The following is a 19,989-nucleotide window of genomic DNA, read 5'->3' as shown; positions in this document are numbered from 1 at the left end:
CGGCTCCTTTACCGCTATTTCGTTATCGAAGTCAAAATCAAGGAGCATTGACATGCCCAAGAAGCAGTCATCTTCCAAGGTCTCGACACTGGCCTCTAAGGTGCTTTCCGGCTCCAAGAAGCCTACTGCCAAGGACGCTAAGACGCTTGCCGCGTCGGTCCTTTCGCAGGACGAGACCAAGGGCAACAAGAAGGGGCGCTAGCCCCCTAACAGCGTGGAAACGCTAATTGCACAGCGTGTAGGCATCTGAATAACCCCAGATACCTGCACGCTGTTTTCGTCGTCGATAGCGCCCATGTTGGGGGCCAGAACCTTTAATTCGTCGTCATCGCGGATGAGTCATCCCACTGAAGCGCAGCGAATGGCTCCAGGAGCCTCAGAATGTGCGAGATAGGACCAACATGGGATACGATGTGCGCTATCTTCCCACTCGATCAAAACGAGAGGACAGGAATTAAAAAACATTTTCACCGACATTAGCCGAAGCGCTTGCGTCGGGCGAACTAGGGTCATTCATCAAGCAGGCCGAGTCAGAAGGCTTGGGCCCTGCCGATCGCGCGCAGTTTGAAGCACTGTTATCCGCAGCCCATTGTTTGTAGCCGTGTCAGGCTCTCAACAGTTCGTTGAGGGTCACGCGTGGATCACGTAAAAATGTTCAAGCTGCAATGAGAAGCCGTGAGACACCCTGAGACACTAAAACCGCAGAAATGCTTGGGTTTCGGGATGCTTGTGAGAAGCTATGAGAAGGTCTGCGATGGTATGTTGGATGCCCCGTGAGGATTCGAACCTCAATTGACGGAGTCAGAGTCCGTAGTCTTACCATTAGACGACGGGGCATTAGAGCTCGGTGACGGCCAGTGGCGCGCCGTGTCGAGCGGTGCGTGCATCTAGTTTCGCACAGGCGCGAGGTCAAGGCTGGTCTCGCCCGGATGTGACAGCAAACTTGCCCCTTTCCCGCTCTATCGATAACATCGGTACCAAGTCCTCGCACCATTTCGGAGCGAGAGGAAAAGAAAGTATTGATATGGCGGACTTTTTTCCGCCGGACGGTGACAGAAGGGCTGGCACCAACAGGAGCGACAAGTCCGGCAAGGTAGCCGATTTTCGCTACAAGCGCTCCTCCAAGCCCAAGGCCAAAGGCAAACCGGGCCATGCGAAGCCGCATGGTCGAAACTCCGGCAAATCCCGTAGAAGACCGGAGAGAGACGATTCGCGCGGCAATAACGCCCGCGCACCAGCGTCACCTCCCACCTTTGCACCCCACAACCAGACACGTCCCCATCCCCGGCAGGCCTATGCCGCGCTCGACCTGGGCACCAACAACTGCCGTCTGCTGATCGCGCGGCCTTCCGGACCGGACTTCACCGTCATCGACGCCTTCAGTCGTGTGGTCCGGCTGGGCGAAGGCCTGGCGAACTCGGGAAGGCTCAGCGACGAGGCTATGGATCGCACGCTCGGCGCCCTGTCGATCTGCGCCGACAAGCTGCGCCGCCGCAATGTCTTTCTCGCCCGATCGGTCGCGACCGAGGCGTGCCGCCGTGCCGCCAACGGCGCGGCATTCATCGAACGCGTGCGCCAGGAAACCGGCATCGCGCTCGACATCATCAGCGCGCAGGAAGAGGCCCGGCTGGCCGTGCTGGGCTGCCACATCCTGCTCGAACAGGGCGACAGCCCCGCGGTCATCTTCGACATCGGCGGCGGCTCGACCGAACTGGTGCTGCTCGAGCCAGGCGAAGCCGTGCCGCGCATCGTCGATTGGCAAAGCGTACCCTGGGGTGTGGTCTCACTTTCCGACACCGTTCCGCGCACGGGCTATACCGACGCCGATCGATCCGCTCGCTATGCCGAAATGCGCCGTGTGGTGCGTGACAGCTTCACGCCGTTTGCAGAAAGGATCGGGGCGGCTGCAAAGGGCCCGGACATTCGCCTGCTCGGCACCAGCGGCACGGTGACGACCCTGGCGAGCCTGCACCTCGAGCTTCCGCATTACGACCGCAATGCCGTCGACGGTCTGATCGTGCCATCCCATTCGATGCGCGCAATCAGCACGCGGCTTTCAGCAATGTCGCCAGACGAGCGGAGCCAATTGCCCTGTATCGGCCGCGACCGTGCCGAACTCGTCGTGGCCGGCTGTGCAATCCTCGAAAGCATTCTCGATATCTGGCCCGCACAGCGGCTGGGCGTGGCGGATCGCGGGATCCGCGAGGGCATCCTGCGAAGCCTGATGGCGGCCGAGCTCAAACCTCATCCCGCCGGTCAGGAAGCTTCATGAGCCGATCCGGTCGCAATCCCGACAAGCGGGTCCGCACGGCGCGGAAGCGCAGCGCCTCTTCGACCCGCTGGCTCGAGCGTCAGCTGAACGACCCCTATGTGAAGCAGGCCAAGGCCGACGGTTATCGCAGCCGCGCCGCCTACAAGCTGATCGAGCTGGACGAGAAGTTCGGGCTGATCCGCGGCGCGCAGCGCGTGGTCGATCTGGGCATTGCACCGGGTGGCTGGAGCCAGGTCGTGCGCAAGCTTGCGCCCAAGGCGGCTATCGTGGGGATCGACCTGCTCCCGACCGAACCGATCGAGGGTGTTGCGATCCTGCAGATGGATTTCATGGACGACGACGCGCCTGCTGCGCTCGAAGCCGAGCTGGACGGCCCGCCCGATCTCGTCCTGTCGGACATGGCGGCGAACACCGTCGGTCACAAGCAGACCGATCACCTGCGCACCATGGGGCTGGTCGAGGCTGCGGCCTGGTTCGCAACCGAGAACCTTAGCGAAGGCGGGACTTTCGTAGCCAAGGTGCTCGCCGGCGGCACGGACAATGACCTGCTGGCATTGCTGAAGAAGAACTTCACCAGCGTCAAACACGCCAAACCCCCCGCGAGCCGCAAGGGCTCGTCGGAGTGGTATGTGGTGGCGCAGGGTTTCAAACCCCGCGCCCGGTAACTTTCAGAAAATCAGTTCGAAGGGATGGGCTGTTCGTCGCCCATTGCGCCCGCTGCCTCGACGGCATCCGGGTTGGCCCCTTCGGTGACACCCGGACCTTCGCCGGTGCCATCGACTTCCTCGCCCTCGGCACCTTCTTCCGCTTCAGGTGCGGCCGGTGCGGGCTTGGCAGGAGCGCCGCCGTATGATTCGAGGTACAGCATTACATTGGCGCGGTCCTCTGCGCTGGAAAGGCCGGCAAAGCTCATCTTTGTGCCGTTTGCGAATGCACGCGGGCTCTGCAGCCAGGCGTCCATGTTCGCCCAGTCCCATTCGCCGCCGTGGCTGGAAAGCGCCGAGCTGTAGGCGAAACCGGCGACGTGCTGGCCGATCGGCTGGCCCATCACGCCATAGAGGTTCGGACCGATGCCGTTCGCGCCGCCCTGCTCGATCGTGTGGCATGCGGTGCACTTGGCGAAGACCGCTTCGCCAGCCGCCGCAGAACCGCTTGCCAGAAGCGTGCCGAGATCCGGCCCGGCATCGGCGCCAGCGCCTTCTTCTTCAGCCTCGATGACATAGCCCGGCGTTTCCGGAGCTTCCGGATTGTCGGCGTGGAAGAACTTGCCGCTCAGGATCGAAAGACCAAGCGCGATGATCCCCGAAAAGAGCACCCAGCCGGCAATGGTATTGAAACGGTCGTCCATAATCAGGTTTGGCCCAATTTATCTGTTGCGCAATTGGGCGCCGCTCTAGTCGGCGAGGGCGCTCCGCGCAAGGGTGATGGTTGTGCCTTTTGAGCCAGATCATGAAAGCACGCTTGCCCACGGGTGTCCGCGCGGATAGCAGCAACAGCGATGCACAGTTTTCCCGCCCCTGCCGAAGCCATGGTTGCCCAGATGCGCGAATCGGCAGCGGCCGAACCCGAACGCGCGATTGCCTTCCAAGGTTCGCCCGGCGCAAACTCGCATAGCGCGGCGATGCAGGCCTGCCCCGATCATTTGCCCCTACCCTGTTTCAGCTTTGCAGATGCGCTGGAGGCGGTGAAATCCGGTCGGGCCGGATGCGCGATCATCCCGATCGAGAACTCCCAGCATGGCCGCGTTGCCGACATCCATTTCCTTCTGCCGGAAAGCGGGCTGTCGATCGTGGGCGAATATTTCATGCCGATCGACCATGCGCTGATGGCGCTGGGCGATGGGCCCTTCACCGCAGCCTACAGCCATCCGCAGGCACTGGGCCAATCGCGTCACTTCCTGCGCGAAAGAGGCATCGTGCCGCTGAGCCATGCCGATACGGCGGGTGCGGCAGCATATGTCGCGGAAAAAGGCGATCCGACGCTGGCTGCGATCTCTCCGCCGATTGCGGCCGAACTCTACGGCCTCAAGATCATCGAGGAGCACGTTCAGGACGCGGACGACAACATGACGCGCTTCGTCATCCTTGCACGAGACGCGCTCGATCCGGCGACGCTGAATGGCGGAGAGGCGATCACCACTTTCGTCTTCGAGGTGAAGAACATTCCCGCCGCGCTCTACAAGGCGATGGGCGGTTTCGCGACCAACGGCGTCAACATGACGAAGCTCGAAAGTTACCAGAAGGGCGCAAGCTTTTCGGCGAGCATGTTCTACGCCGACATCATCGGTGCCCCGGGCGACCCGCGGGTCGATCGCGCGCTCGAGGAACTCGCCTTCCACAGCAAGGAATTGCGCATCCTGGGCACCTATCGCCAGAGCCGCAAGCGCGGCTAAACCGGCCCTTCCGGCACAGGAGCGGGTTTAAGCCAATCCTAAGCTGTTGCGCCGATCTTTCCGCCATGCCACCACCGCAGCCGATGACGACAGGAACGGGGACCACTGCCGCGGCGCCGGGGGGCGATGCGCCCGCTTCGTGGCAGGAGCTGCGGGGCGACGAGGATATCCAGTTCGCGCCTGTCGAAATTCCCGAAATCCCGCCGCGCGAACCGACCTGGCTCGACAAGCTGTTCGAGGCGCTGGGCGAACTCTTCAAACCGGTCGGTGCGCTGCTGGCGGAAAGCTGGCCGGTGCTCAAATGGGTGCTGCTGGCCCTGCTCGTCGCTGCCGTCCTCTACACAATCTACCGTATGTTCGGACCTGCACCTTCGGCCCGCAAATCGAGCGGAGCGGATGAAGCGAGCCAGGCCGAATGGCAGCCCGCGCGTCAGGAGGCGCTGGCCCTGCTCGAGGAAGCCGATCGTCTCGCTAGCGAGGGGCGCTTCGACGAAGCCACGCATCTCCTGCTTCAACGCAGCGTCAATCAGATTGCAACGGCACAGCCTGGCTGGGTCGAGCCATCGACAACCGCCCGCGAACTCGCCGCGCTCGAGGCGCTTCCCGGCAATGCCCGTTCCGCCTTCGGCACGATCGCCGAACGGGTCGAGCGCAGCCTCTTCGCACTGCGCGGTCTGGACCGCGGCGATTGGGAAACGGCACGCGCGGCCTATGCCGAATTCGCGCTCGCGCGGCTGGACACGGTGCGTATATGAGACAGACGTCGCAGAACCCCTTCAGCCTCAGGGCCGTGCTCGCACTGGTGGTGATCGGCTTTCTCGCCTTCATCGCGCTCCTCTATTTTATCGGAACGGGAAACACCGGACGCCAGAGCAATGACGGGCGCGCCCATGCCGCCTCGGTCGGGCTCAATGGCTTTGCCGGCCTCGTAAAGCTGCTTGAGGCCGAAGGGGTCGAGGTCACGACCTCGCGCTCGCCCTCGGGCCTTGAGTCCTATGGCCTCGTGGTGCTGACGCCGCCGCCCTATGCCGATCCGGAAGAAATCTCCGAGATATTGCTGGATCGTCAATATCGCGGGCCGACGCTGGTGATCCTGCCCAAGTGGTATGCAACAGGCTTTTCCGACCGCCTGCCGGACGAAATCAAGGACGAGGTCAAGGAGGGCTGGGTCCAGCTGTTGAGCCCGGCGATGGTCGGCTGGACCGACGACTTGCCGCAGCCTTACGCCTTTTCAGGCGAACTCGACGAAATCGAGAACGGTGTCGGAAGCTGGAGTGGCCTCGGCCACGCAGGCGCTCTACCGACCAAATGGACCACTTTTGCCAAGGTCGAGGCCGACCAGGAAGCGCTGGTCACCGACCAGTCCGGGCGCACCTTGGCCATCGATATTATCGGAGCGGAGAACTCCGAATTCTACGACAATGCCCATGGCGCGGTATTCATCGTCGAGCCTGACCTCGTGAACAATTACGGGCTGGCCGATGCGAACCGCGCCGCGCTCGCGCTCGAACTGGTGCGCTATGCCGGATATTACGACGAGAACATGGCGGTCACTTTCGACCTCACGTTGAACGGCTTCGGCGGTTCGACCAATCTGCTCACCCTCGCCTTCCGTCCGCCTTTCCTCGCCGCGACGCTGTGCCTCATCCTTGCGCTGCTGGTAATCGGATGGCGCGCCTTCCGCCGCTTCGGCCCGCCCGCTGCCGAAGGTCCGGCCATCGCTTTCGGCAAACACCGCCTGATCGCCAATGGTGCGGGCCTGATCCTGCGGGCGAAGCGCCTGCGGCTATTGGCCGAGCCCTATGTGGCGATCACGCAGGCGCGCCTGTCGAAAACGCTCGGCCTCGGCCATGCCGAACCTGCCGAAATCGATGCGGCACTCGCTCGCCGCCTGCCGGACGAACGCCCGTTCACCCATCGCGCCGCCGACATGCGCAGTGCGCGCAGCGATGCCGAAATATTACTCGCTGCAAGGGCGCTGAAAGAGCTTGAAGGGAAATTGCACAGATGAGCATGACGCTGGAAGAATTGCGCGATCTCGCCGCCGCCATTCGCGGCGAAGTGGCAAAGGCGATCGTCGGCCAGGACGATATGATCGACAAATTGCTCGTGGCGATGGTGAGCGAAGGGCACGTGCTGCTCGAAGGTCCTCCGGGAACGGCCAAGACCTTCCTCGCGCAGAGTTTCGCTACCGCGCTGGGCCTCGATTTCGGGCGCATCCAGTTCACGCCCGACCTATTGCCGGGCGATATTCTCGGCTCCAACCTGTTCAACTTCCAGACCAGCCAGTTCACGCTGACACGCGGGCCGATCTTCTGCGACCTGCTGCTGGCGGACGAGATCAACCGGACGCCGCCCAAGACGCAGGCCGCATTGCTCGAAGCGATGCAGGAACGCCGCGTCACGCTCGACGGGGAGACCCATGCCCTGCCCGATCGCTTCATGGTGATCGCGACGCAGAACCCGATCGAGAACCAGGGTGTCTATCCCCTGCCCGAAGCGCAGCTCGACCGTTTCCTGTTCAAGCTGCTGGTGCCCTATCCCGCTGAAAGCGAGGAGGCCTCCATCGTCGCCCGTTTCGGCAAGCGGCAGGGCCCGCCGCGGCCCGCTGAGCTCGGCGTGACGGCGGTCGCGGATGCGGCGAAGCTGTCCGAAGCCAGCGCGGCGCTCGACCAGGTCACCGTGGCGGAAGAGATCGTCCAGTATGTCGTGCGGCTGGTGCGCGGGACACGCGACCATGGCGAGCTCAGCGTCGGGGCCAGCCCCCGCGCGGCGGTCCTGCTTGCCAATGCCGCACGCGCAAGAGCCGCGCTCGAAGGCCGCAATTACGTCGTGCCTGACGATGTGAAGGCGCTCGCCGTGCCAGCACTGCGCCATCGTCTCACGCTCAGTCCGGCGGCCGAGATCGAAGGGCGCGATATCGAGGAGCTGGTCACCGAACTCGTCGAAAGCACGCAGGCGCCGCGCTGATCGCAATGCGCTTCGCCTCCCTTCCTCTGGTCCCGACAGAACGGACCGCATGGCTCGCCGCCGGGCTCGCCCCGCTCGCGCTGTTGGTCGCCGCGACCGCGCCCGATGCCTGGCTGATCGCGCTCGTGGCGGCGCTCGGCCTGCTCGGGGCAATGGTGGTCGATGGCCTGCTGGCAGGCCGGATCGATCAGTGGAGCTTTGCCGCGCCTGCCGATGCGGAAGTGGGCGAGCCGACCGAACTGGTCCTGCGCTGCAGTTTCGCGCAGCGCCCGCCGGCGAGCGTCGAAGCTGCGCTGCAATTCGACCCGAGGCTGGGCGACGGCGGTCGCGCCACCTTGCGCCTCACACCGTCCGAACAGGCAGGCGGCTTTCGCGGGACCTGCCAGACCATTCCCCATCGCCGCGGCACCGCCGCGGTCTTCCGTGGCTGGTTGCGCTGGACAGGCCCGCTGGGCTTGGGCGCGCGGCAGGTCGAACGCGAGCTCGACCGCGAAGTGCGGATCTGGCCCGACCTCGCCCCGGTGCGCTCGAGCGAGCTCCAGACCTACCTGCGCGATGCGCAACTCGGCCTCATCAACCGGCGCATTCGCGGCGAAGGGACGCAGTTCGAGGCATTGAGCGAATACGAACCGGGCATGGATCGCCGCCGGATCGACTGGAAAGCCTCGGCCCGCCACACGAAACTCTACGCGCGCGAGAACGAAAGCGAGCGCAACAACCAGATCGTCTTCGCCTTCGACTGCGGCCAGTCGATGTGCGAGCCGGTCGACGGCCTGCCGCGTATCGACCGGGCCGTCTCTGCCGCGCTCACCTGCGCCTATGTCGCGCTCAAGGGCGGCGACCGCGTCTCGCTGTTCGGCTTTGCCCAGCGGCCCGAAGTGATGACGCCCTTCGTTACCGAGGCACGCGGCTTCCACCGCTTGCAGAGCGCCGCTGCGGGGCTCGACTACCATTCGGTCGAGTCCAATTTCACGCTGGCGCTGGCGACGCTCTCGACCCGGCTCAAGCGCCGCTCGCTGATCGTCCTGTTCTCCGACTTCACCGACCCCACCGCCGCACAGCTCATGGTGGAAAGCATCGGGCGACTGGCGGAGAGGCATCTCATCCTGTTCGTGACCATCGCCGACAGCGAGCTGGAGGAATTCATCGAGGCCGAGCCTTCGGACCTTGCCGTCATGGCCCGCACGGTGACCGCCGACACGCTCATGCGACAGCGCGCACTGGTCCTGCAGCAATTGCGCCAGCTGGGGGTCGATGTGGTCGAAGCGCCGTGGCAGGACGTCGGCTTCAAGCTGATCGACCGCTATTTCGCGATCAAGCGCAGCGGAGCGATCGGATGAAGGCGCCGATGCTCTCCGCATGGTTCGGCAAGGGCGAGGTTGCCGCGCCCCCCGACGTCGAAAGCGCCGCGCTGCGCTCGGATCGCTTCCGCCTCGAACGCGAGGATGAGTGGAAGCAGCTCGAAGACATCCTCCAGCGCATGGAAAGCGGATCGCTGCGGCGGGTGAGCGACGAAGAACTGCTCGCGCTGCCGACGCTATACCGCACCGCCGCATCCAGCCTCTCGGTCGCGCGCGAGACTTCGCTCGACATGGCGACGCTCGCCTATCTGGAATCGCTCGTCCAGCGCGCCTGGTTCCAGGTCTACGGGCCGCGCCAGGGGCTATTCGCCTGGCTCAAGGGGTTCCTGCTCGGCGGATGGAGCCGCGCCGTGCGCGAGATCTGGCTCGACATCTGCATCGCGCTGGCGGTGATGGTCGCGGGCACGATCGTCGGCTGGGTGCTCGTGGCGCAGGACAAGGAGTGGTATTACCGCCTCGTCCCGACCAATTTCCTCGATAGCCGGGTGCCCGGCGCGAGCCGCGAGCAATTGCTCGAGACGCTCGCGCAGGAGAGCGAGACCGCCGGACTGTCGGGCTTCGCCGCGCAGCTATTCAGCAACAATGCCGGCGTCGCGATCATGGCCTTTGCCCTCGGCTTTGCGTTCGGCATTCCGTCGCTGATGCTGCTCGTGCACAATATGGCGGTGCTCGGCGCGATGCTGTGGCTTTTTTCCGGGCAGGGCCTCACCGCCGAGTTCGCCGCCTGGCTGAGCGTTCATGGCACGACAGAGCTCTTCGCGATTCTTCTGGCGGGGGCGGCAGGCATGCATATCGGACGCTCGATGGCGTTTCCGGGCGACCGCTCGATCCTCAGCGCCGCTTCCGAAAGCGGCAAGCGGGCCGCGCTGGTCATGGCCGGCGTGGTGCTGATGATGGTGGTCGCAGCCCTGCTCGAAGCCTTCCCCCGTCAGCTCATCGGCGGGATGGAGGATCGCTTCATCATCGGCGGCACTCTTCTGGCGCTGTGGATCGCCTATTTCTTCGCCTATCGCCCGCCTGAACGTGGAGGGACCGCATGACCAGCGCCGCCCTCCCCATCCAGACCGGCGACCGCCGCCGCCGGGTCATGATCACGCCGGAAGGGATTGCGCTTCCGGTCACCGTCGCTTCGCGCGGGGCGAGGGTTGGTGCGCTGGTCCTCGATTTTCTCATTCTCTTCGTCGCACTGCTCGTTTTCACGCTGCTGCTCGGCTGGATATTCGGCGGCGTCATCGATGAAATCGTCGACAATGCTGACGAGAATATCTCGGGTGCCGGCGAGTTCCTCTTCATCATCTACGTGATCATGCTGTTCCTCGCCCGCTACGGCTATTTCCTCGCCTGCGAGCTTGGACCGCGCAGCGCCACTCCGGGCAAGCGGATGACGGGCATCAGGGTCGCGTCGCGCGACGGCGGCAGGCTGACCGCAGAGGCGGTGATTGCGCGCAACCTGCTGCGCGATATCGAGCTGTTCTTGCCGCTCATCTTCCTGATGGTCGCCCCCAGCGGCGACATGGGCGCGGCGGGTTTCGCCGGCATGGTGTGGTTCCTGATTTTCATGGCGTTCCCCTTCTTCAACAAGGACGCGCTGCGCGCAGGCGACGTCATCGCCGGGACATGGGTGGTCGAGGCACCGCGCGCCAAGCTTGCCGAGACCCTCTCGACACAAGGTGCTGCCAAGGGGACGAGCGGGCTGACAGGCGCAACCTACCAGTTCGGCGAGGAAGAACTCTCGGTCTATGGCGAGCACGAGTTGCAAACGCTCGAGCGGGTGCTGCGCGACAACAATGACGAGGCGCTGGTGGCGGTCCACGCGACCATCTGCCGCAAGATCGGGTGGGAACCGGGTGCGGGTGACGAGCGCGCTTTCCTCGAGGCATTCTACGCCCAGCTGCGCGCGCGGCTGGAAGGCGGCATGCGCTTCGGCCAGCGCAAGCGGGACAAGCATTCGTGAGCCGCTATCGCATCGTTCCCGACGACCTCACCGACCCGCGCATCATCGATCTGCTGCGGTTCCATCTTGAGGAAATGCATAGCTGGTCGCCCGCATGCAAGGTGCATGCGATGCCGGTCGAGCGGTTGCGCGAGCCGGACGTGAGCTTCTTCGCTGCTTGGGATGGCGAGGCGCTGGCAGCGGTCGGCGCGCTCAAGGAAATCGACGAGACGCGCGGCGAGCTCAAGTCGATGCGCGCCGCGCCCGAATATCGCGGCAAGGGCGCAGGCGAGGCAATCCTCGTCTATTTGATGGAGGAGGCGCGCCGGCGCGAGTATAGCTGGCTGGGGCTCGAAACCGGGCGGCCGGAGCCGTTTCTTCCCGCGGTGCGGCTCTACGAGAAACACGGCTTTGCCGAATGCGAGAACTTCGGTGACTACATCTCCGACGAGTTCAGTCTGTGCATGTCGCGGACGCTATAGCGGTCTGCCAACCTACTCGTCTGCGAAGATCGCGACCTCGTTCAGCCCATCGCTGTTGGCGCGGCCGCGATACATTCCGGCTGTGTTGAAGCTGAAAAGCGCATGACCTTCGGGCGTGACGACAATTACGCCTCCATCACCTCCCAATTCGGCGACTTCTGCCATAACGGCGTCTGTTACTCGTTGCTGTAGCTCGGCCTGCAATTGATCATCGATTTCAACACGAGTCGGCTTGTCCGTCGCAGCCAACATTGAGGCGAAGGCCTCGGTTTCAATCATGCGAAGTCGCGCACAAATCTCCTTCGCCACACCGACGCGGATGAAGTACTCGCCCCAGCCGGTGGCGGAAACCGCGCAGCTGCGATTGTCGGCATAGGTGCCCGCACCGATCACCGGCGCATCGCCGATCCGGCCCCAGCGCTTTCCGGTCATGCCGCCGGTCGACGTGCCCGCGGCGAGATTTCCCTCGCTGTCGCGCGCCACGGCTCCGACGGTCCCGAACTTGAGATCGACGTCGAGCGCCGAAAGTTCCTGCGCCTTCATCCGTTCGAGCGACTGGCGCCGCGCCTCGGTCTCGAAATAGCTCGGATCGACCGTTTCGATGCCCTGTTCGCGCGCGAAAACCTCCGCCCCTTCGCCGCTCAGGAAAACATGGCGGCCATGCGTGCGCACCTTGTCTGCCAGCAAGATCGGGTTCTTGATCGAGGTGACGCCGGTGACCGCACCCGCACTGAGGTCGCGCCCGTCCATGATTGACGCGTCGAGCTCGTTCTCTCCGTCCCAGGTATAGACCGCGCCCTTCCCTGCGTTGAACTTCGGGTCATCCTCCATGATCAGGATCGCGGTGGTCACCGCATCCATCGCGCTGCCGCCGTCCGCCAGAACCTTGGCCCCCGCATCGAGCGCCGACTGCAGCACAGCCTCGTATTCCGCGCGCTTCTCCTCGGTCATTGCCTCACGCGACATGGTGCCCGCACCGCCGTGAATGGCGATCGACCAGTTGGGGGCTTCATCTTCGGCAAGAACCGGAGAAGTGGCGATAAAGACGAGGCCGGCGACGAGGCGGAAAAGAGCTTTCATGAGCGAAGTCCTAGCACGCAATTACTCGGCTGCAAGACAATCGCACAGGCCGATTTTTCCACTGTTTACAAGGCGCGATTTCGGGAAAGTGGCCTGGCATGTTACCTTTGAGCGCAAGAACAGGGAGAATACGATATGGACTGGAAATATCGCTTCGATCAGCAACTGGCCGTCGAACTGGCGGAAAAGATCGGCCTTGCGCTTGTCGCTCTGCTCATAACCTGGGCTGCGGCGAAGGCGGCGAAATGGGCATTCGCCAAACTCGTCGACAATGTGGAGTTCTTCAAGCGCGGCTCCAGTAGTGGAGCCTCTCTGGGGGAATCGCTGGGCAAGATCGTCAGCCTTTTGATCTGGCTCTTCGGCTTGCTGGTCATTCTCAACATTCTCGGCCTCGGCGGCGTATCCGGTCCGATCGATAGCCTGCTCGAAAACGTGGTCGATTTCATTCCCAACCTCGTCGGTGCGGGCCTGATCTTCTTCATCGGCATGATGGTCGCACGGATCGCCCGCGACATAGTCGTCACCGCGCTCGAAACGGTCGATTTCGATAAATGGGCCAATCGCGGCGGCGTCGACAGCGTCACGGGCAATTCGGCGATCAGCAAGACGATCGGCACGATCGTTTATGTCCTCATCGCAATTCCGGTTGCTATCGCGGCGCTCGAGCAGCTCAGCATCGAGTCCATTTCGGACCCGGCGAGTGACATGCTGCGGATGATTTTCGATGCCATTCCGAACATCATCGCAGCAGCGATCCTGCTGGGTATCGGCTATCTGATCAGCCGGTTCGTGGTTCAGATCGTCAAGGAAGTTCTGCCCGGGCTCGGCTTCGATCGTTCGGTAGGGGCTATCGGCCTTCTGCCGGAAGGCATCAGTGCCTCAGACGTGATTGCACGCATCGCACAGGTCGCGATTATGCTGGCCGCCGCGATTGCTGCGACCCGGCTGCTCGGCTTCCCCGAACTCACCGCGATCCTCAACGAGGTGCTTGAACTCGGCGGCAGGGTGATCTTCGGCGCAGTCGTGATCGGCGTCGGCTTCCTTATCGCCAACATGCTGCAGCGCGTAGTCGCCGGAACAGATGGCGGCTCCGCAGCCGGTTCGATCGTCAAATGGGCGACCATCGTGCTCTTCACCTTCATGGGTCTGAGCTACACCGGCGTCGGCGATATCATCACCGAGACCGCCTTCACCGCGATCATCGTGGGCCTCAGCGTGGCATTCGCCCTCGCCTTCGGCCTCGGCGGGCGCGAATGGGCCGCACGCAAGCTCGAAGAAATCGACAAGAAGCCGCGTCAATGACGCGATAAAGACCGGCCATAAAGGCCATGTGACGGGGCGCGGTAGTCATGCTATCGCGCCCTTTCATTTTGCGGGAAAGAGGAGAGCCTGATGAGCGATTTCGGATTCGAGAGCACGACAGACGAGGTGCTCGAAGGCAAGGACCTGACCGGCAAGACGGTATTCATCACCGGCGGCAATTCGGGCCTCGGACGCGAGAGCGCACGGGCGATGGCGGCCAAGGGCGCGCATGTCGTGATCGCGGGGCGTGACCAGGCCAAGCTCGACGAGGCAGCCGCCGAAATCAAGAGCGAGACCGGCAACAACGCGATCGAGACCTTCTTGGTCGATCTCGCCTCGCTCGACAGCGTGCGAGCTGCAGGCAAGACCGCAAATGAGCGCTTCCAGAAGATCGACATCCTGCTCAACAATGCCGGCGTCATGGCCTGCCCGCAGGACACGACGGCGGACGGTTTCGAGCGCCAGTTCGGCACCAACCATCTCGGTCATTTCGTGCTGACCAAGGGCCTCATGCCGCTGATCGAAAAGGGCGAGGACAAGCGCATCGTCAATCTGTCGAGCCGCGGCCATCATATCGATCAGGTCCACTTTGACGATCCCAATTTCGATAACCGCGAATATGACAAGTGGAACAGCTACGGTCAGGCGAAAACCGCCAACGTGTTGTTCTCCGTCGGGCTGGAAGATCGTTTTTCAGACAAGGGCGTGCACGCCTATGCGGTTCACCCCGGCGGCATCCAGACGAACCTCGGGCGCCATTTGAGCGAAGAGGACATCGCCAATCTGCGCAAGCGGATGGAGTCGAATGCGGGTTCGGGTGGCATGACCTTCAAGACCATCCCTCAGGGCGCTGCAACGCAGGTCTGGGCCGCCACCGCCGACGAGCTTGAAGGGCGCGGCGGGATCTATTGCGAGGATTGCCATGTCGCCGAAGTCGACGACGAAAACCCCTCGGGCGGCGTGCGCAGCTATGCGGTCGACAAGGGCAATGCCGACCGGCTCTGGGCACTCAGCGAGCAGATGACAGGCGAGACTTTCTCCGCCTGAGCAAGGCTCACCGCTTGATGAAGCGGTCGAACAGGCGGAAGGTGTCTTTCGCCTCGCCGGTGAAGGTGAGCGCCATATAGACGTGCGGCGCGCCGCCGTATTCGTAAAGCTCCACCGGAATGCCTGCCTCACGAAGGCGCGCGGCAAACGTCCGCGCGTCGATCACGAAAAGATCATGCTGGCCCTGGAAGATCGCGGTCGGCGGGAGGCCTTTCACATCAGCGCGCAAAGGGCTGCATTCGGGGCTCGCCGGATCGCGGTCACCTGCCCACATCTCGCCCATTGCGCGCAGCGCGTCGATCCGCAGCATGATATCATTGGGCTCCACGTCACGGATCGCCGGATCGGCCAGCGTCAGGTCGAGCCATGGGGCGAAGAGCACCAGCTTGCCCGCCTGCGGCCCGTCTTTCGCCGCGAGCCGCAGCGCCAGCGAAAGCGCCATGTGGCCGCCCGCGCTGTCCCCGCACAGGATAATGTCTTCGGGCTTCCATTCGGCCGAAAGCCGTTCGAAAATCGTGTCGGCGAGCGCATCCGCCTCGGTATGGCTCGCCTCGGGCACGACGGGATAAAGTGGAACGGTCAGGCTCGCCCCGGTCGTTTCGACCAGCTTGGCGACGAGCGGCCAATGCGGTTCCATCATCGGGATGACGAACCCGCCGCCGTGGAAATAGATGATATGCTGCGCGCCCGGCCCGGTCTTGGGATGGAGCGTCACGCAGTCATGGCCATTCGCGGTAGAGCGTTCGACCCGCAGTTTCTTGGCGATGCTTTCCGGTAAAGGCGCGTCTTGAGGCGGGTCGCGGCTTTCCATCGCGGCGCGCACGCCGGGGCCATCCTCGGGAAATACCTTGGGCTGTTTCGTGACGAGCCATGATCCGAGGCGCATCGGCAGGCTCGGTTTGACCCGCCGGACATGGATATTGTTATTCTCGCTCGTCATCGCGGCATCCTTCTCCCAATCGACGGGAACGTCCGACGTGGGGCGACACGTGTCAAGCGCGCAAAGCGGCAACCAACCCTTCGTTTAGCCATCTCCCGAGCATTGCCCCGGCACGCATCGCGGCATCCTGTGCCTGTTCGGGCGACGGCTTTTGTCCGGCGAGCATCATGCAGCACTCGCCATAACTCATGCCGCTTGCCATGGCCTGGAAGGCGCGCGCTTCCTCGGCGTCGACCATCAGGAAAGTGGGGCGCTCGCCTTCGCGCCAGACGAGGCAACCTGCCGCTTGGTCGAGCGTGATGGTCGCGCGGTGTTGTCCTTTGCCTTCAGGAGCGTTCCAGATCGCGCTCAGGTCGTGGTTCAATTCGCGCGCAACCGATCCGGGCTGGACAGTGAGACGCATCGCACCCCAGTCGTCTTCGACAAATCCGGCCGTGGCCTTCGCAAAACCTGCAGCATCGAGCGAAGCGCTGTCGGGCGCGGAAAACATGTCGAACATCGCCCATTCGAGCCAGGCCAGTTCTTCCACCTCGGGATCGTTGGCGAACAGTTCAGCGCAGGTCCGGTCGAAGCCGCGCCCTGCAGCATCGATTGTCCAGCTCGACGGAGGATTGGCGATGAGGTGATGCGCGGCGGCGCGGCGAAAGGCATCCTCGCCTACCCAGCGCGCCGTGCGCTGGTACGTCTCGAGCAAGGCCTCCACCAGCGAGGATCGGTAATTGTTGCGATAGACGCCCATGCCTCGTGCATGCCGTTCGCCCCAGTCTGCCGGAGCCTGCACTTCGTCATCGAGCACCTGCGCCATGAAGGCGGCCTGCATCTCGGCGAGCGTCATGCGAGGACCGCCTCTGTTCGGCGCGCCGCAAATGCGCGCGCTCGGTCGAGTTCGCCGAGCAATTCGGGAAGCGGCGGGATTTTATCGTCGCGCTCGATCATGGTCGCTACCGGCTGCGTAAGCCGCGCCATCGCCTCGGCATAGAGCGCCCAGACTGCATCGCACACTTCGCGGTCATGCGTGTCGATGGTGATCCCGTCCGCGCCTTCGGCAGGCGTGTGCCCGGCGAGGTGGATCTGGCGCACGCGATCAAGCGGCAGGCCGGCGAGATAGTCGCGGGCGCTGAAACCGTGGTTTTGCGCGCTGACATGGATGTTGTTGACGTCGAGCAGCAGATAGCAGCCGGTCCGCCGCGTCATTTCGGTCAGAAACTCCCACTCGGCCATCTCGTCCTGCGGGAAGGTCAGATAGCTCGACGGATTTTCGAACAGCATGGCGCGCCCGAGGTGATCCTGCGCGCGCTCGATATTCCCGCACACGACATCCAGCGCCTCGCCGGTGAGCGGCAGCGGTAGCAGGTCGTGGCTGTTGTGCGCGCTCGTCCGAGTCCAGCACAGATGGTCCGAAATCCAAAGCGGATCGATGCGGCGCTCCAACTTCTTCAGCCTGTCGAGATATTCGGTGTCGAGCCCATGCGCCGACCCGATCGACATCGACACGCCGTGGAGGATGACCGGATGCTTCTCGCGCACCTCGTCGAGGATGCGCAGCGCCCTTCCCCCATCGACCATGTAATTCTCGCTGATGACCTCGACGAAATCGACCGGCACCTCGCTTTCGAGGAAATCGGCATAATGCGTCCGCCTTAGGCCGAGGCCGAAGCCGCCGAATGGAACGATTTCATCCATAATAGGGTCCTGACGAGCAAAGGATGACCCGGCGCGGGGGGTCAGAGACGTTGGGGAAACGCGCGCTGGGTCACCACAGTATCCCGGCTTTAGCCGAGATCGCCGATCGTGCCGCCTGCGGTAAGGCATTCACCGGCCTTCATGGCCTTGAAGCCATGACCCTTGCACTCGTTCTGGCCCTTGCAGGCGTGTTCGCTGGTCGAGCAGTCCGACTGCCCCTTGCAACTGTGCACGCCGTAGCAATGGACGGTGTCTTCGCCATTGATCGCGCGGCCCTTGCTGCCTGCGGGCGGCTCGGCTGCGAATGCGGCGACCGAAGACAGTGCCATCGCGCCGGCAAGCGCTGCGAAAGTGGTTTTCTGGGTATTCATGCAGTCCTCCAAATGGAACGGTTTGCCCGGGGGGCATGGAGGTATTCGCCGCCGCGCAGCTTACGGTTACACTTCAACTGGAAATCAAAAAACTGATCGGTGCTGTAACCGATCGAAGCCCTCGCCGAACCAGTGAGCAGTTCCGGCCTCGGTCGGGACCCGCAATGATCCAATCATCCCGAGCTACCCCCAATCTGGAGAGAACCCATGAACGCACGCTCGATTGCCAACCTTGCCGGCCTGACCCTCACCGCAGGTATTGCGGCCGGCCTCGCAACCACCCCCGCAGCCGCCCAGAAGACGCCCATGGAAAAATGCTATGGCGTCGCCAAGGCGGGCAAGAACGATTGCGCCGCCGGTCCCGGCACCAGTTGCGCCGGCACCTCGACGCGCGATTACCAGGGCAACGCCTGGAAGCTCGTCAAGAAAGGCACCTGCGAGGATATCAAGACGCCCAAGGGCAATGGTTCGCTAAAGCCGATCAAGCGCTGATCGCTGCACGCAAACATGGCATGAGGTGACTATGAGCAGCGTGATTTCGCACTATGACCGGCTGACGGACTGGCTTTCGGGCCCCGTGTTCGAAAGCCTCGCGCTGCTCGTCACCCGCGTGGCGCTCGCCGGGATATTCTGGCGCTCGTACACGACGAAGGTCGAGGAAGGCAGCTGGTTCACGCTGTCCGACACGACCTATTTCCTGTTCGAGAGCGAATATTCCGGCGTGCCCCTGCCCGCCGATCTTGCAGCACCCATGGCGGCCTATACCGAGTTCTTCTTCCCCGTCCTGCTGGTGGTGGGCCTCGCGACGCGTTTCGCCGCGCTTTCGCTGCTCATCATGACGCTGGTGATCCAGGTCTTCGTCTATCCCGAGGCCTGGTGGAGCGTGCACATCATCTGGGTCGCGCTGGCAGCCATGCTGATCGCGCGCGGCGGCGGCATGGTCTCAGCAGATGCCCTCATCGACCGGGCGCGCGGCAGATGATTGCCGAAGAAGCCACCCTCGCCCGCCTGATGGCAGCAGCGCAGAAAGGCGATAAACCCGCCTATAATGTGCTGCTGTCCGAAGCGGGCATGTGGCTCGAGCGCTATTTCCGTCGGCGCGTGCCGCCGCACCATCTCGACGATCTCGTGCAGGACGTTCTGCTCGCGCTGCACAACAAGCGCAGCAGTTACGATCCTTCGCGCCCCTTCCTCCCATGGCTGGCCGCCATCGCGCGCTATCGCTGGGTTGATCACCTGCGCAAGGTCTACAAGCACGAGGCCGATCTCCTCGAAGACAGTGACGCAATCGAGGACAGCGAGGAGGACGTGGTCGAAGCGCGCGTCAGCCTCGAACGCCTTTTCATCCACCTGCCGGAAAAGCAGGCCGAGGTCATCGAACTGGTCAAGATCGAAGGCCACTCGATCCGCGAAGCATCCGAGCGCACAGGCCAGAGCGAAAGCCTCGTCAAAGTGAACATTCATCGCGGGCTGAAGAAGCTGTCCGCGCTCATCGAGAAAGCAGAATGACAATGAACACCAATCGGGAAGCAATGATCGCGCAGATGACGGAGGAGCTCGCCCCCGTGCGGCCCTTCAACCCCATGCGTGGTGCCCTTATGGTCGGCCTTGCCGCCCTTGTGACCGTGCTCGCGGTCGAGTTCGTCGAAGGGTTGTGGCGCGGAATCCTCGCCGGTGAAGCCGCGCCTTTCTTCTGGGTGGCGAACGGCCTCCTGCTGGTACTCGGCATTGCCAGCGCGGTCGCGGTGATCGCCATGTCGAGCCCACGGGTCGGCGGGCGTAATGAATCGCCGAAATGGGCGTCCGCCATGACCGGCGTATTGCCCGTCGCGGCACTGGTGAGTGTCCTGCCCCACGCAGACGAAAGCGCCAGCCTGGTCGATCCCTATGCCTTTCACTGCGTGACGAGCGCGATGGCTTCGTCGCTTTTGGCCGGGGCTGCGCTGGTCATATGGCTGCGTCGGGGAGCGCCCGTTTCAGCCGCACTGGCGGGCTGGTATACCGGGCTCGCCGCAGGGGCGCTGGGGGCGGTCGCTTACGGTCTGTCGTGCCCGCTCGACACCGTGACGCATCTCGGCATCTGGCATGTCGTACCGGTCGCCGCTGCAGCGATCGCAGGGCGACTGATCGTGCCGCACCTGATCCGCTGGTAGGCG

General features: G+C 63.5%; 23 protein-coding genes and 1 tRNA gene. 17 read left to right on the top strand and 7 right to left on the bottom strand.

Annotated elements, in window-relative coordinates; genetic code table 11:
• Positions 1–52: 52 nt before the first annotated feature.
• Positions 53–202: a hypothetical protein gene (locus CCE89_RS15135; protein ID WP_143255997.1), complete on the top strand. Its 150-nt coding sequence runs from the start codon at positions 53–55 to the stop codon at positions 200–202.
• A 561-nt stretch (positions 203–763) separates the two neighbouring features.
• On the opposite strand, the gene CCE89_RS08770 is transcribed toward CCE89_RS15135, so the two are convergent.
• A tRNA-Gln gene (locus CCE89_RS08770) sits at positions 764–837 on the bottom strand.
• 187 nt (positions 838–1,024) lie between these two features.
• On the opposite strand from CCE89_RS08770, the gene CCE89_RS08765 reads away from it, so the two are divergent.
• Both CCE89_RS08765 and CCE89_RS08760 read left to right on the top strand, forming a co-directional pair.
• Positions 1,025–2,272 (top strand): Ppx/GppA phosphatase family protein, encoded by a 1,248-nt coding sequence (locus CCE89_RS08765; RefSeq protein WP_086437645.1) that lies wholly within the window; start codon positions 1,025–1,027, stop codon positions 2,270–2,272.
• A complete protein-coding gene (locus CCE89_RS08760; protein WP_086437644.1) occupies positions 2,269–2,937 on the top strand; it encodes an RlmE family RNA methyltransferase in 669 nt (222 codons plus the stop codon). The genes CCE89_RS08765 and CCE89_RS08760 overlap by 4 nt, the downstream gene beginning before the upstream one ends.
• Positions 2,938–2,948: 11 nt before the next feature.
• Here the strand turns inward: CCE89_RS08760 and CCE89_RS08755 are convergent, their stop codons facing one another.
• The gene (locus CCE89_RS08755; protein ID WP_086437643.1) at positions 2,949–3,620 is read right to left on the bottom strand and encodes a c-type cytochrome; all 672 of its coding nucleotides are present in this window, start codon (positions 3,618–3,620) and stop codon (positions 2,949–2,951) included.
• A 150-nt stretch (positions 3,621–3,770) separates the two neighbouring features.
• Between CCE89_RS08755 and CCE89_RS08750 the strand changes: the two genes are divergently transcribed.
• The 8 genes from CCE89_RS08750 (at position 3,771) to CCE89_RS08715 (ending at position 11,410) form a co-directional block, all read left to right on the top strand.
• The gene (locus CCE89_RS08750; RefSeq protein WP_086437642.1) at positions 3,771–4,664 is read left to right on the top strand and encodes a prephenate dehydratase; all 894 of its coding nucleotides are present in this window, start codon (positions 3,771–3,773) and stop codon (positions 4,662–4,664) included.
• A gap of 83 nt (positions 4,665–4,747) precedes the next feature.
• On the top strand, positions 4,748–5,419 hold the full coding sequence (locus CCE89_RS08745; RefSeq protein ID WP_086437641.1) for a hypothetical protein: 672 nt from the start codon (positions 4,748–4,750) through the stop codon (positions 5,417–5,419).
• Positions 5,416–6,675, top strand: coding sequence for a DUF4350 domain-containing protein (locus CCE89_RS08740; protein ID WP_086437640.1), 1,260 nt, complete (start codon positions 5,416–5,418; stop codon positions 6,673–6,675). Before CCE89_RS08745 ends, CCE89_RS08740 begins: the two co-directional genes overlap by 4 nt.
• Positions 6,672–7,634, top strand: coding sequence for an AAA family ATPase (locus CCE89_RS08735; protein WP_200810315.1), 963 nt, complete (start codon positions 6,672–6,674; stop codon positions 7,632–7,634). The genes CCE89_RS08740 and CCE89_RS08735 overlap by 4 nt, the downstream gene beginning before the upstream one ends.
• Before the next feature lie 5 nt (positions 7,635–7,639).
• The gene (locus CCE89_RS08730; RefSeq protein ID WP_086437638.1) at positions 7,640–8,974 is read left to right on the top strand and encodes a DUF58 domain-containing protein; all 1,335 of its coding nucleotides are present in this window, start codon (positions 7,640–7,642) and stop codon (positions 8,972–8,974) included.
• A complete protein-coding gene (locus CCE89_RS08725; protein WP_086437637.1) occupies positions 8,971–10,035 on the top strand; it encodes a stage II sporulation protein M in 1,065 nt (354 codons plus the stop codon). Before CCE89_RS08730 ends, CCE89_RS08725 begins: the two co-directional genes overlap by 4 nt.
• Entirely contained in the window at positions 10,032–10,949 is a 918-nt protein-coding gene (locus CCE89_RS08720; RefSeq protein ID WP_086437636.1) for an RDD family protein, read from the top strand. Before CCE89_RS08725 ends, CCE89_RS08720 begins: the two co-directional genes overlap by 4 nt.
• Positions 10,946–11,410 carry a GNAT family N-acetyltransferase gene (locus CCE89_RS08715; RefSeq protein WP_234990011.1) on the top strand — a complete coding sequence of 155 codons (465 nt, stop codon included), beginning with the start codon at positions 10,946–10,948 and terminating at the stop codon, positions 11,408–11,410. The genes CCE89_RS08720 and CCE89_RS08715 overlap by 4 nt, the downstream gene beginning before the upstream one ends.
• Positions 11,411–11,422: 12 nt before the next feature.
• On the opposite strand, the gene CCE89_RS08710 is transcribed toward CCE89_RS08715, so the two are convergent.
• Positions 11,423–12,490, bottom strand: a complete 1,068-nt coding sequence (locus CCE89_RS08710; protein WP_086437635.1) for an isoaspartyl peptidase/L-asparaginase family protein — start codon at positions 12,488–12,490, stop codon at positions 11,423–11,425.
• 135 nt (positions 12,491–12,625) lie between these two features.
• Here CCE89_RS08710 and CCE89_RS08705 point away from each other — a divergent pair, with 135 nt between their 5' ends.
• Complete coding sequence (locus CCE89_RS08705) at positions 12,626–13,792, top strand: mechanosensitive ion channel (protein ID WP_086437634.1); 1,167 nt, start codon at positions 12,626–12,628, stop codon at positions 13,790–13,792.
• Positions 13,793–13,882: 90 nt separating this feature from the next.
• Positions 13,883–14,839 carry an SDR family NAD(P)-dependent oxidoreductase gene (locus CCE89_RS08700; protein ID WP_200810314.1) on the top strand — a complete coding sequence of 319 codons (957 nt, stop codon included), beginning with the start codon at positions 13,883–13,885 and terminating at the stop codon, positions 14,837–14,839.
• A 7-nt stretch (positions 14,840–14,846) separates the two neighbouring features.
• Here CCE89_RS08700 and CCE89_RS08695 read toward each other — a convergent pair whose 3' ends face one another.
• The 4 genes from CCE89_RS08695 to bufA2 form a co-directional block, all read right to left on the bottom strand.
• Entirely contained in the window at positions 14,847–15,779 is a 933-nt protein-coding gene (locus tag CCE89_RS08695; RefSeq protein ID WP_086437632.1) for an alpha/beta hydrolase, read from the bottom strand.
• A 52-nt stretch (positions 15,780–15,831) separates the two neighbouring features.
• Positions 15,832–16,614, bottom strand: coding sequence for an HvfC/BufC N-terminal domain-containing protein (locus tag CCE89_RS08690; RefSeq protein WP_086437631.1), 783 nt, complete (start codon positions 16,612–16,614; stop codon positions 15,832–15,834).
• On the bottom strand, positions 16,611–17,462 hold the full coding sequence (gene bufB / locus CCE89_RS08685; RefSeq protein WP_086437630.1) for an MNIO family bufferin maturase: 852 nt from the start codon (positions 17,460–17,462) through the stop codon (positions 16,611–16,613). Before bufB ends, CCE89_RS08690 begins: the two co-directional genes overlap by 4 nt.
• An 89-nt stretch (positions 17,463–17,551) precedes the next feature.
• Positions 17,552–17,833, bottom strand: coding sequence for a BufA2 family periplasmic bufferin-type metallophore (gene bufA2, locus CCE89_RS08680; RefSeq protein WP_086437629.1), 282 nt, complete (start codon positions 17,831–17,833; stop codon positions 17,552–17,554).
• A 207-nt stretch (positions 17,834–18,040) separates the two neighbouring features.
• On the opposite strand from bufA2, the gene CCE89_RS08675 reads away from it, so the two are divergent.
• From CCE89_RS08675 to CCE89_RS08660, 4 genes are read left to right on the top strand one after another with little or no spacing between them, the layout of a single operon-like run.
• Positions 18,041–18,325 (top strand): BufA1 family periplasmic bufferin-type metallophore, encoded by a 285-nt coding sequence (locus tag CCE89_RS08675; RefSeq protein ID WP_086437628.1) that lies wholly within the window; start codon positions 18,041–18,043, stop codon positions 18,323–18,325.
• A 31-nt stretch (positions 18,326–18,356) separates the two neighbouring features.
• A complete protein-coding gene (locus CCE89_RS08670; RefSeq protein ID WP_086437627.1) occupies positions 18,357–18,815 on the top strand; it encodes a DoxX family protein in 459 nt (152 codons plus the stop codon).
• A complete protein-coding gene (locus CCE89_RS08665; RefSeq protein ID WP_086437626.1) occupies positions 18,812–19,342 on the top strand; it encodes a sigma-70 family RNA polymerase sigma factor in 531 nt (176 codons plus the stop codon). The genes CCE89_RS08670 and CCE89_RS08665 overlap by 4 nt, the downstream gene beginning before the upstream one ends.
• 2 nt (positions 19,343–19,344) lie before the next feature.
• Positions 19,345–19,986 carry an NrsF family protein gene (locus tag CCE89_RS08660; RefSeq protein WP_234990010.1) on the top strand — a complete coding sequence of 214 codons (642 nt, stop codon included), beginning with the start codon at positions 19,345–19,347 and terminating at the stop codon, positions 19,984–19,986.
• Positions 19,987–19,989: the final 3 nt, after the last annotated feature.

Source organism: Altererythrobacter xiamenensis, assembly GCF_900177715.1.
Lineage (GTDB): Bacteria > Pseudomonadota > Alphaproteobacteria > Sphingomonadales > Sphingomonadaceae > Erythrobacter > Erythrobacter xiamenensis.
The sequence above is the reverse complement of the archived record's forward strand: the minus strand, read 5'-3'. Positions and strand labels throughout refer to the sequence as shown.

Excerpts from the sequence above, each read along its gene's own strand:
- CCE89_RS08760 (WP_086437644.1), top strand. The coding sequence starts at position 2,269 with ATGAGCCGATCCGGTCGCAATCCCGACAAGCGGGTCCGCACGGCGCGG.
- CCE89_RS08765 (WP_086437645.1), top strand. The coding sequence starts at position 1,025 with ATGGCGGACTTTTTTCCGCCGGACGGTGACAGAAGGGCTGGCACCAAC.
- CCE89_RS08670 (WP_086437627.1), top strand. The coding sequence starts at position 18,357 with ATGAGCAGCGTGATTTCGCACTATGACCGGCTGACGGACTGGCTTTCG.
- CCE89_RS08675 (WP_086437628.1), top strand. The coding sequence starts at position 18,041 with ATGAACGCACGCTCGATTGCCAACCTTGCCGGCCTGACCCTCACCGCA.
- CCE89_RS08740 (WP_086437640.1), top strand. The coding sequence starts at position 5,416 with ATGAGACAGACGTCGCAGAACCCCTTCAGCCTCAGGGCCGTGCTCGCA.
- bufB (WP_086437630.1), bottom strand. The coding sequence starts at position 17,462 with ATGGATGAAATCGTTCCATTCGGCGGCTTCGGCCTCGGCCTAAGGCGG.
- CCE89_RS08750 (WP_086437642.1), top strand. The coding sequence starts at position 3,771 with ATGCACAGTTTTCCCGCCCCTGCCGAAGCCATGGTTGCCCAGATGCGC.
- CCE89_RS15135 (WP_143255997.1), top strand. The coding sequence starts at position 53 with ATGCCCAAGAAGCAGTCATCTTCCAAGGTCTCGACACTGGCCTCTAAG.
- CCE89_RS08690 (WP_086437631.1), bottom strand. The coding sequence starts at position 16,614 with ATGACGCTCGCCGAGATGCAGGCCGCCTTCATGGCGCAGGTGCTCGAT.
- CCE89_RS08725 (WP_086437637.1), top strand. The coding sequence starts at position 8,971 with ATGAAGGCGCCGATGCTCTCCGCATGGTTCGGCAAGGGCGAGGTTGCC.
- bufA2 (WP_086437629.1), bottom strand. The coding sequence starts at position 17,833 with ATGAATACCCAGAAAACCACTTTCGCAGCGCTTGCCGGCGCGATGGCA.
- CCE89_RS08705 (WP_086437634.1), top strand. The coding sequence starts at position 12,626 with ATGGACTGGAAATATCGCTTCGATCAGCAACTGGCCGTCGAACTGGCG.
- CCE89_RS08735 (WP_200810315.1), top strand. The coding sequence starts at position 6,672 with ATGAGCATGACGCTGGAAGAATTGCGCGATCTCGCCGCCGCCATTCGC.
- CCE89_RS08745 (WP_086437641.1), top strand. The coding sequence starts at position 4,748 with ATGACGACAGGAACGGGGACCACTGCCGCGGCGCCGGGGGGCGATGCG.
- CCE89_RS08720 (WP_086437636.1), top strand. The coding sequence starts at position 10,032 with ATGACCAGCGCCGCCCTCCCCATCCAGACCGGCGACCGCCGCCGCCGG.
- CCE89_RS08665 (WP_086437626.1), top strand. The coding sequence starts at position 18,812 with ATGATTGCCGAAGAAGCCACCCTCGCCCGCCTGATGGCAGCAGCGCAG.
- CCE89_RS08730 (WP_086437638.1), top strand. The coding sequence starts at position 7,640 with ATGCGCTTCGCCTCCCTTCCTCTGGTCCCGACAGAACGGACCGCATGG.
- CCE89_RS08700 (WP_200810314.1), top strand. The coding sequence starts at position 13,883 with ATGAGCGATTTCGGATTCGAGAGCACGACAGACGAGGTGCTCGAAGGC.
- CCE89_RS08755 (WP_086437643.1), bottom strand. The coding sequence starts at position 3,620 with ATGGACGACCGTTTCAATACCATTGCCGGCTGGGTGCTCTTTTCGGGG.
- CCE89_RS08660 (WP_234990010.1), top strand. The coding sequence starts at position 19,345 with ATGAACACCAATCGGGAAGCAATGATCGCGCAGATGACGGAGGAGCTC.
- CCE89_RS08710 (WP_086437635.1), bottom strand. The coding sequence starts at position 12,490 with ATGAAAGCTCTTTTCCGCCTCGTCGCCGGCCTCGTCTTTATCGCCACT.
- CCE89_RS08695 (WP_086437632.1), bottom strand. The coding sequence starts at position 15,779 with ATGACGAGCGAGAATAACAATATCCATGTCCGGCGGGTCAAACCGAGC.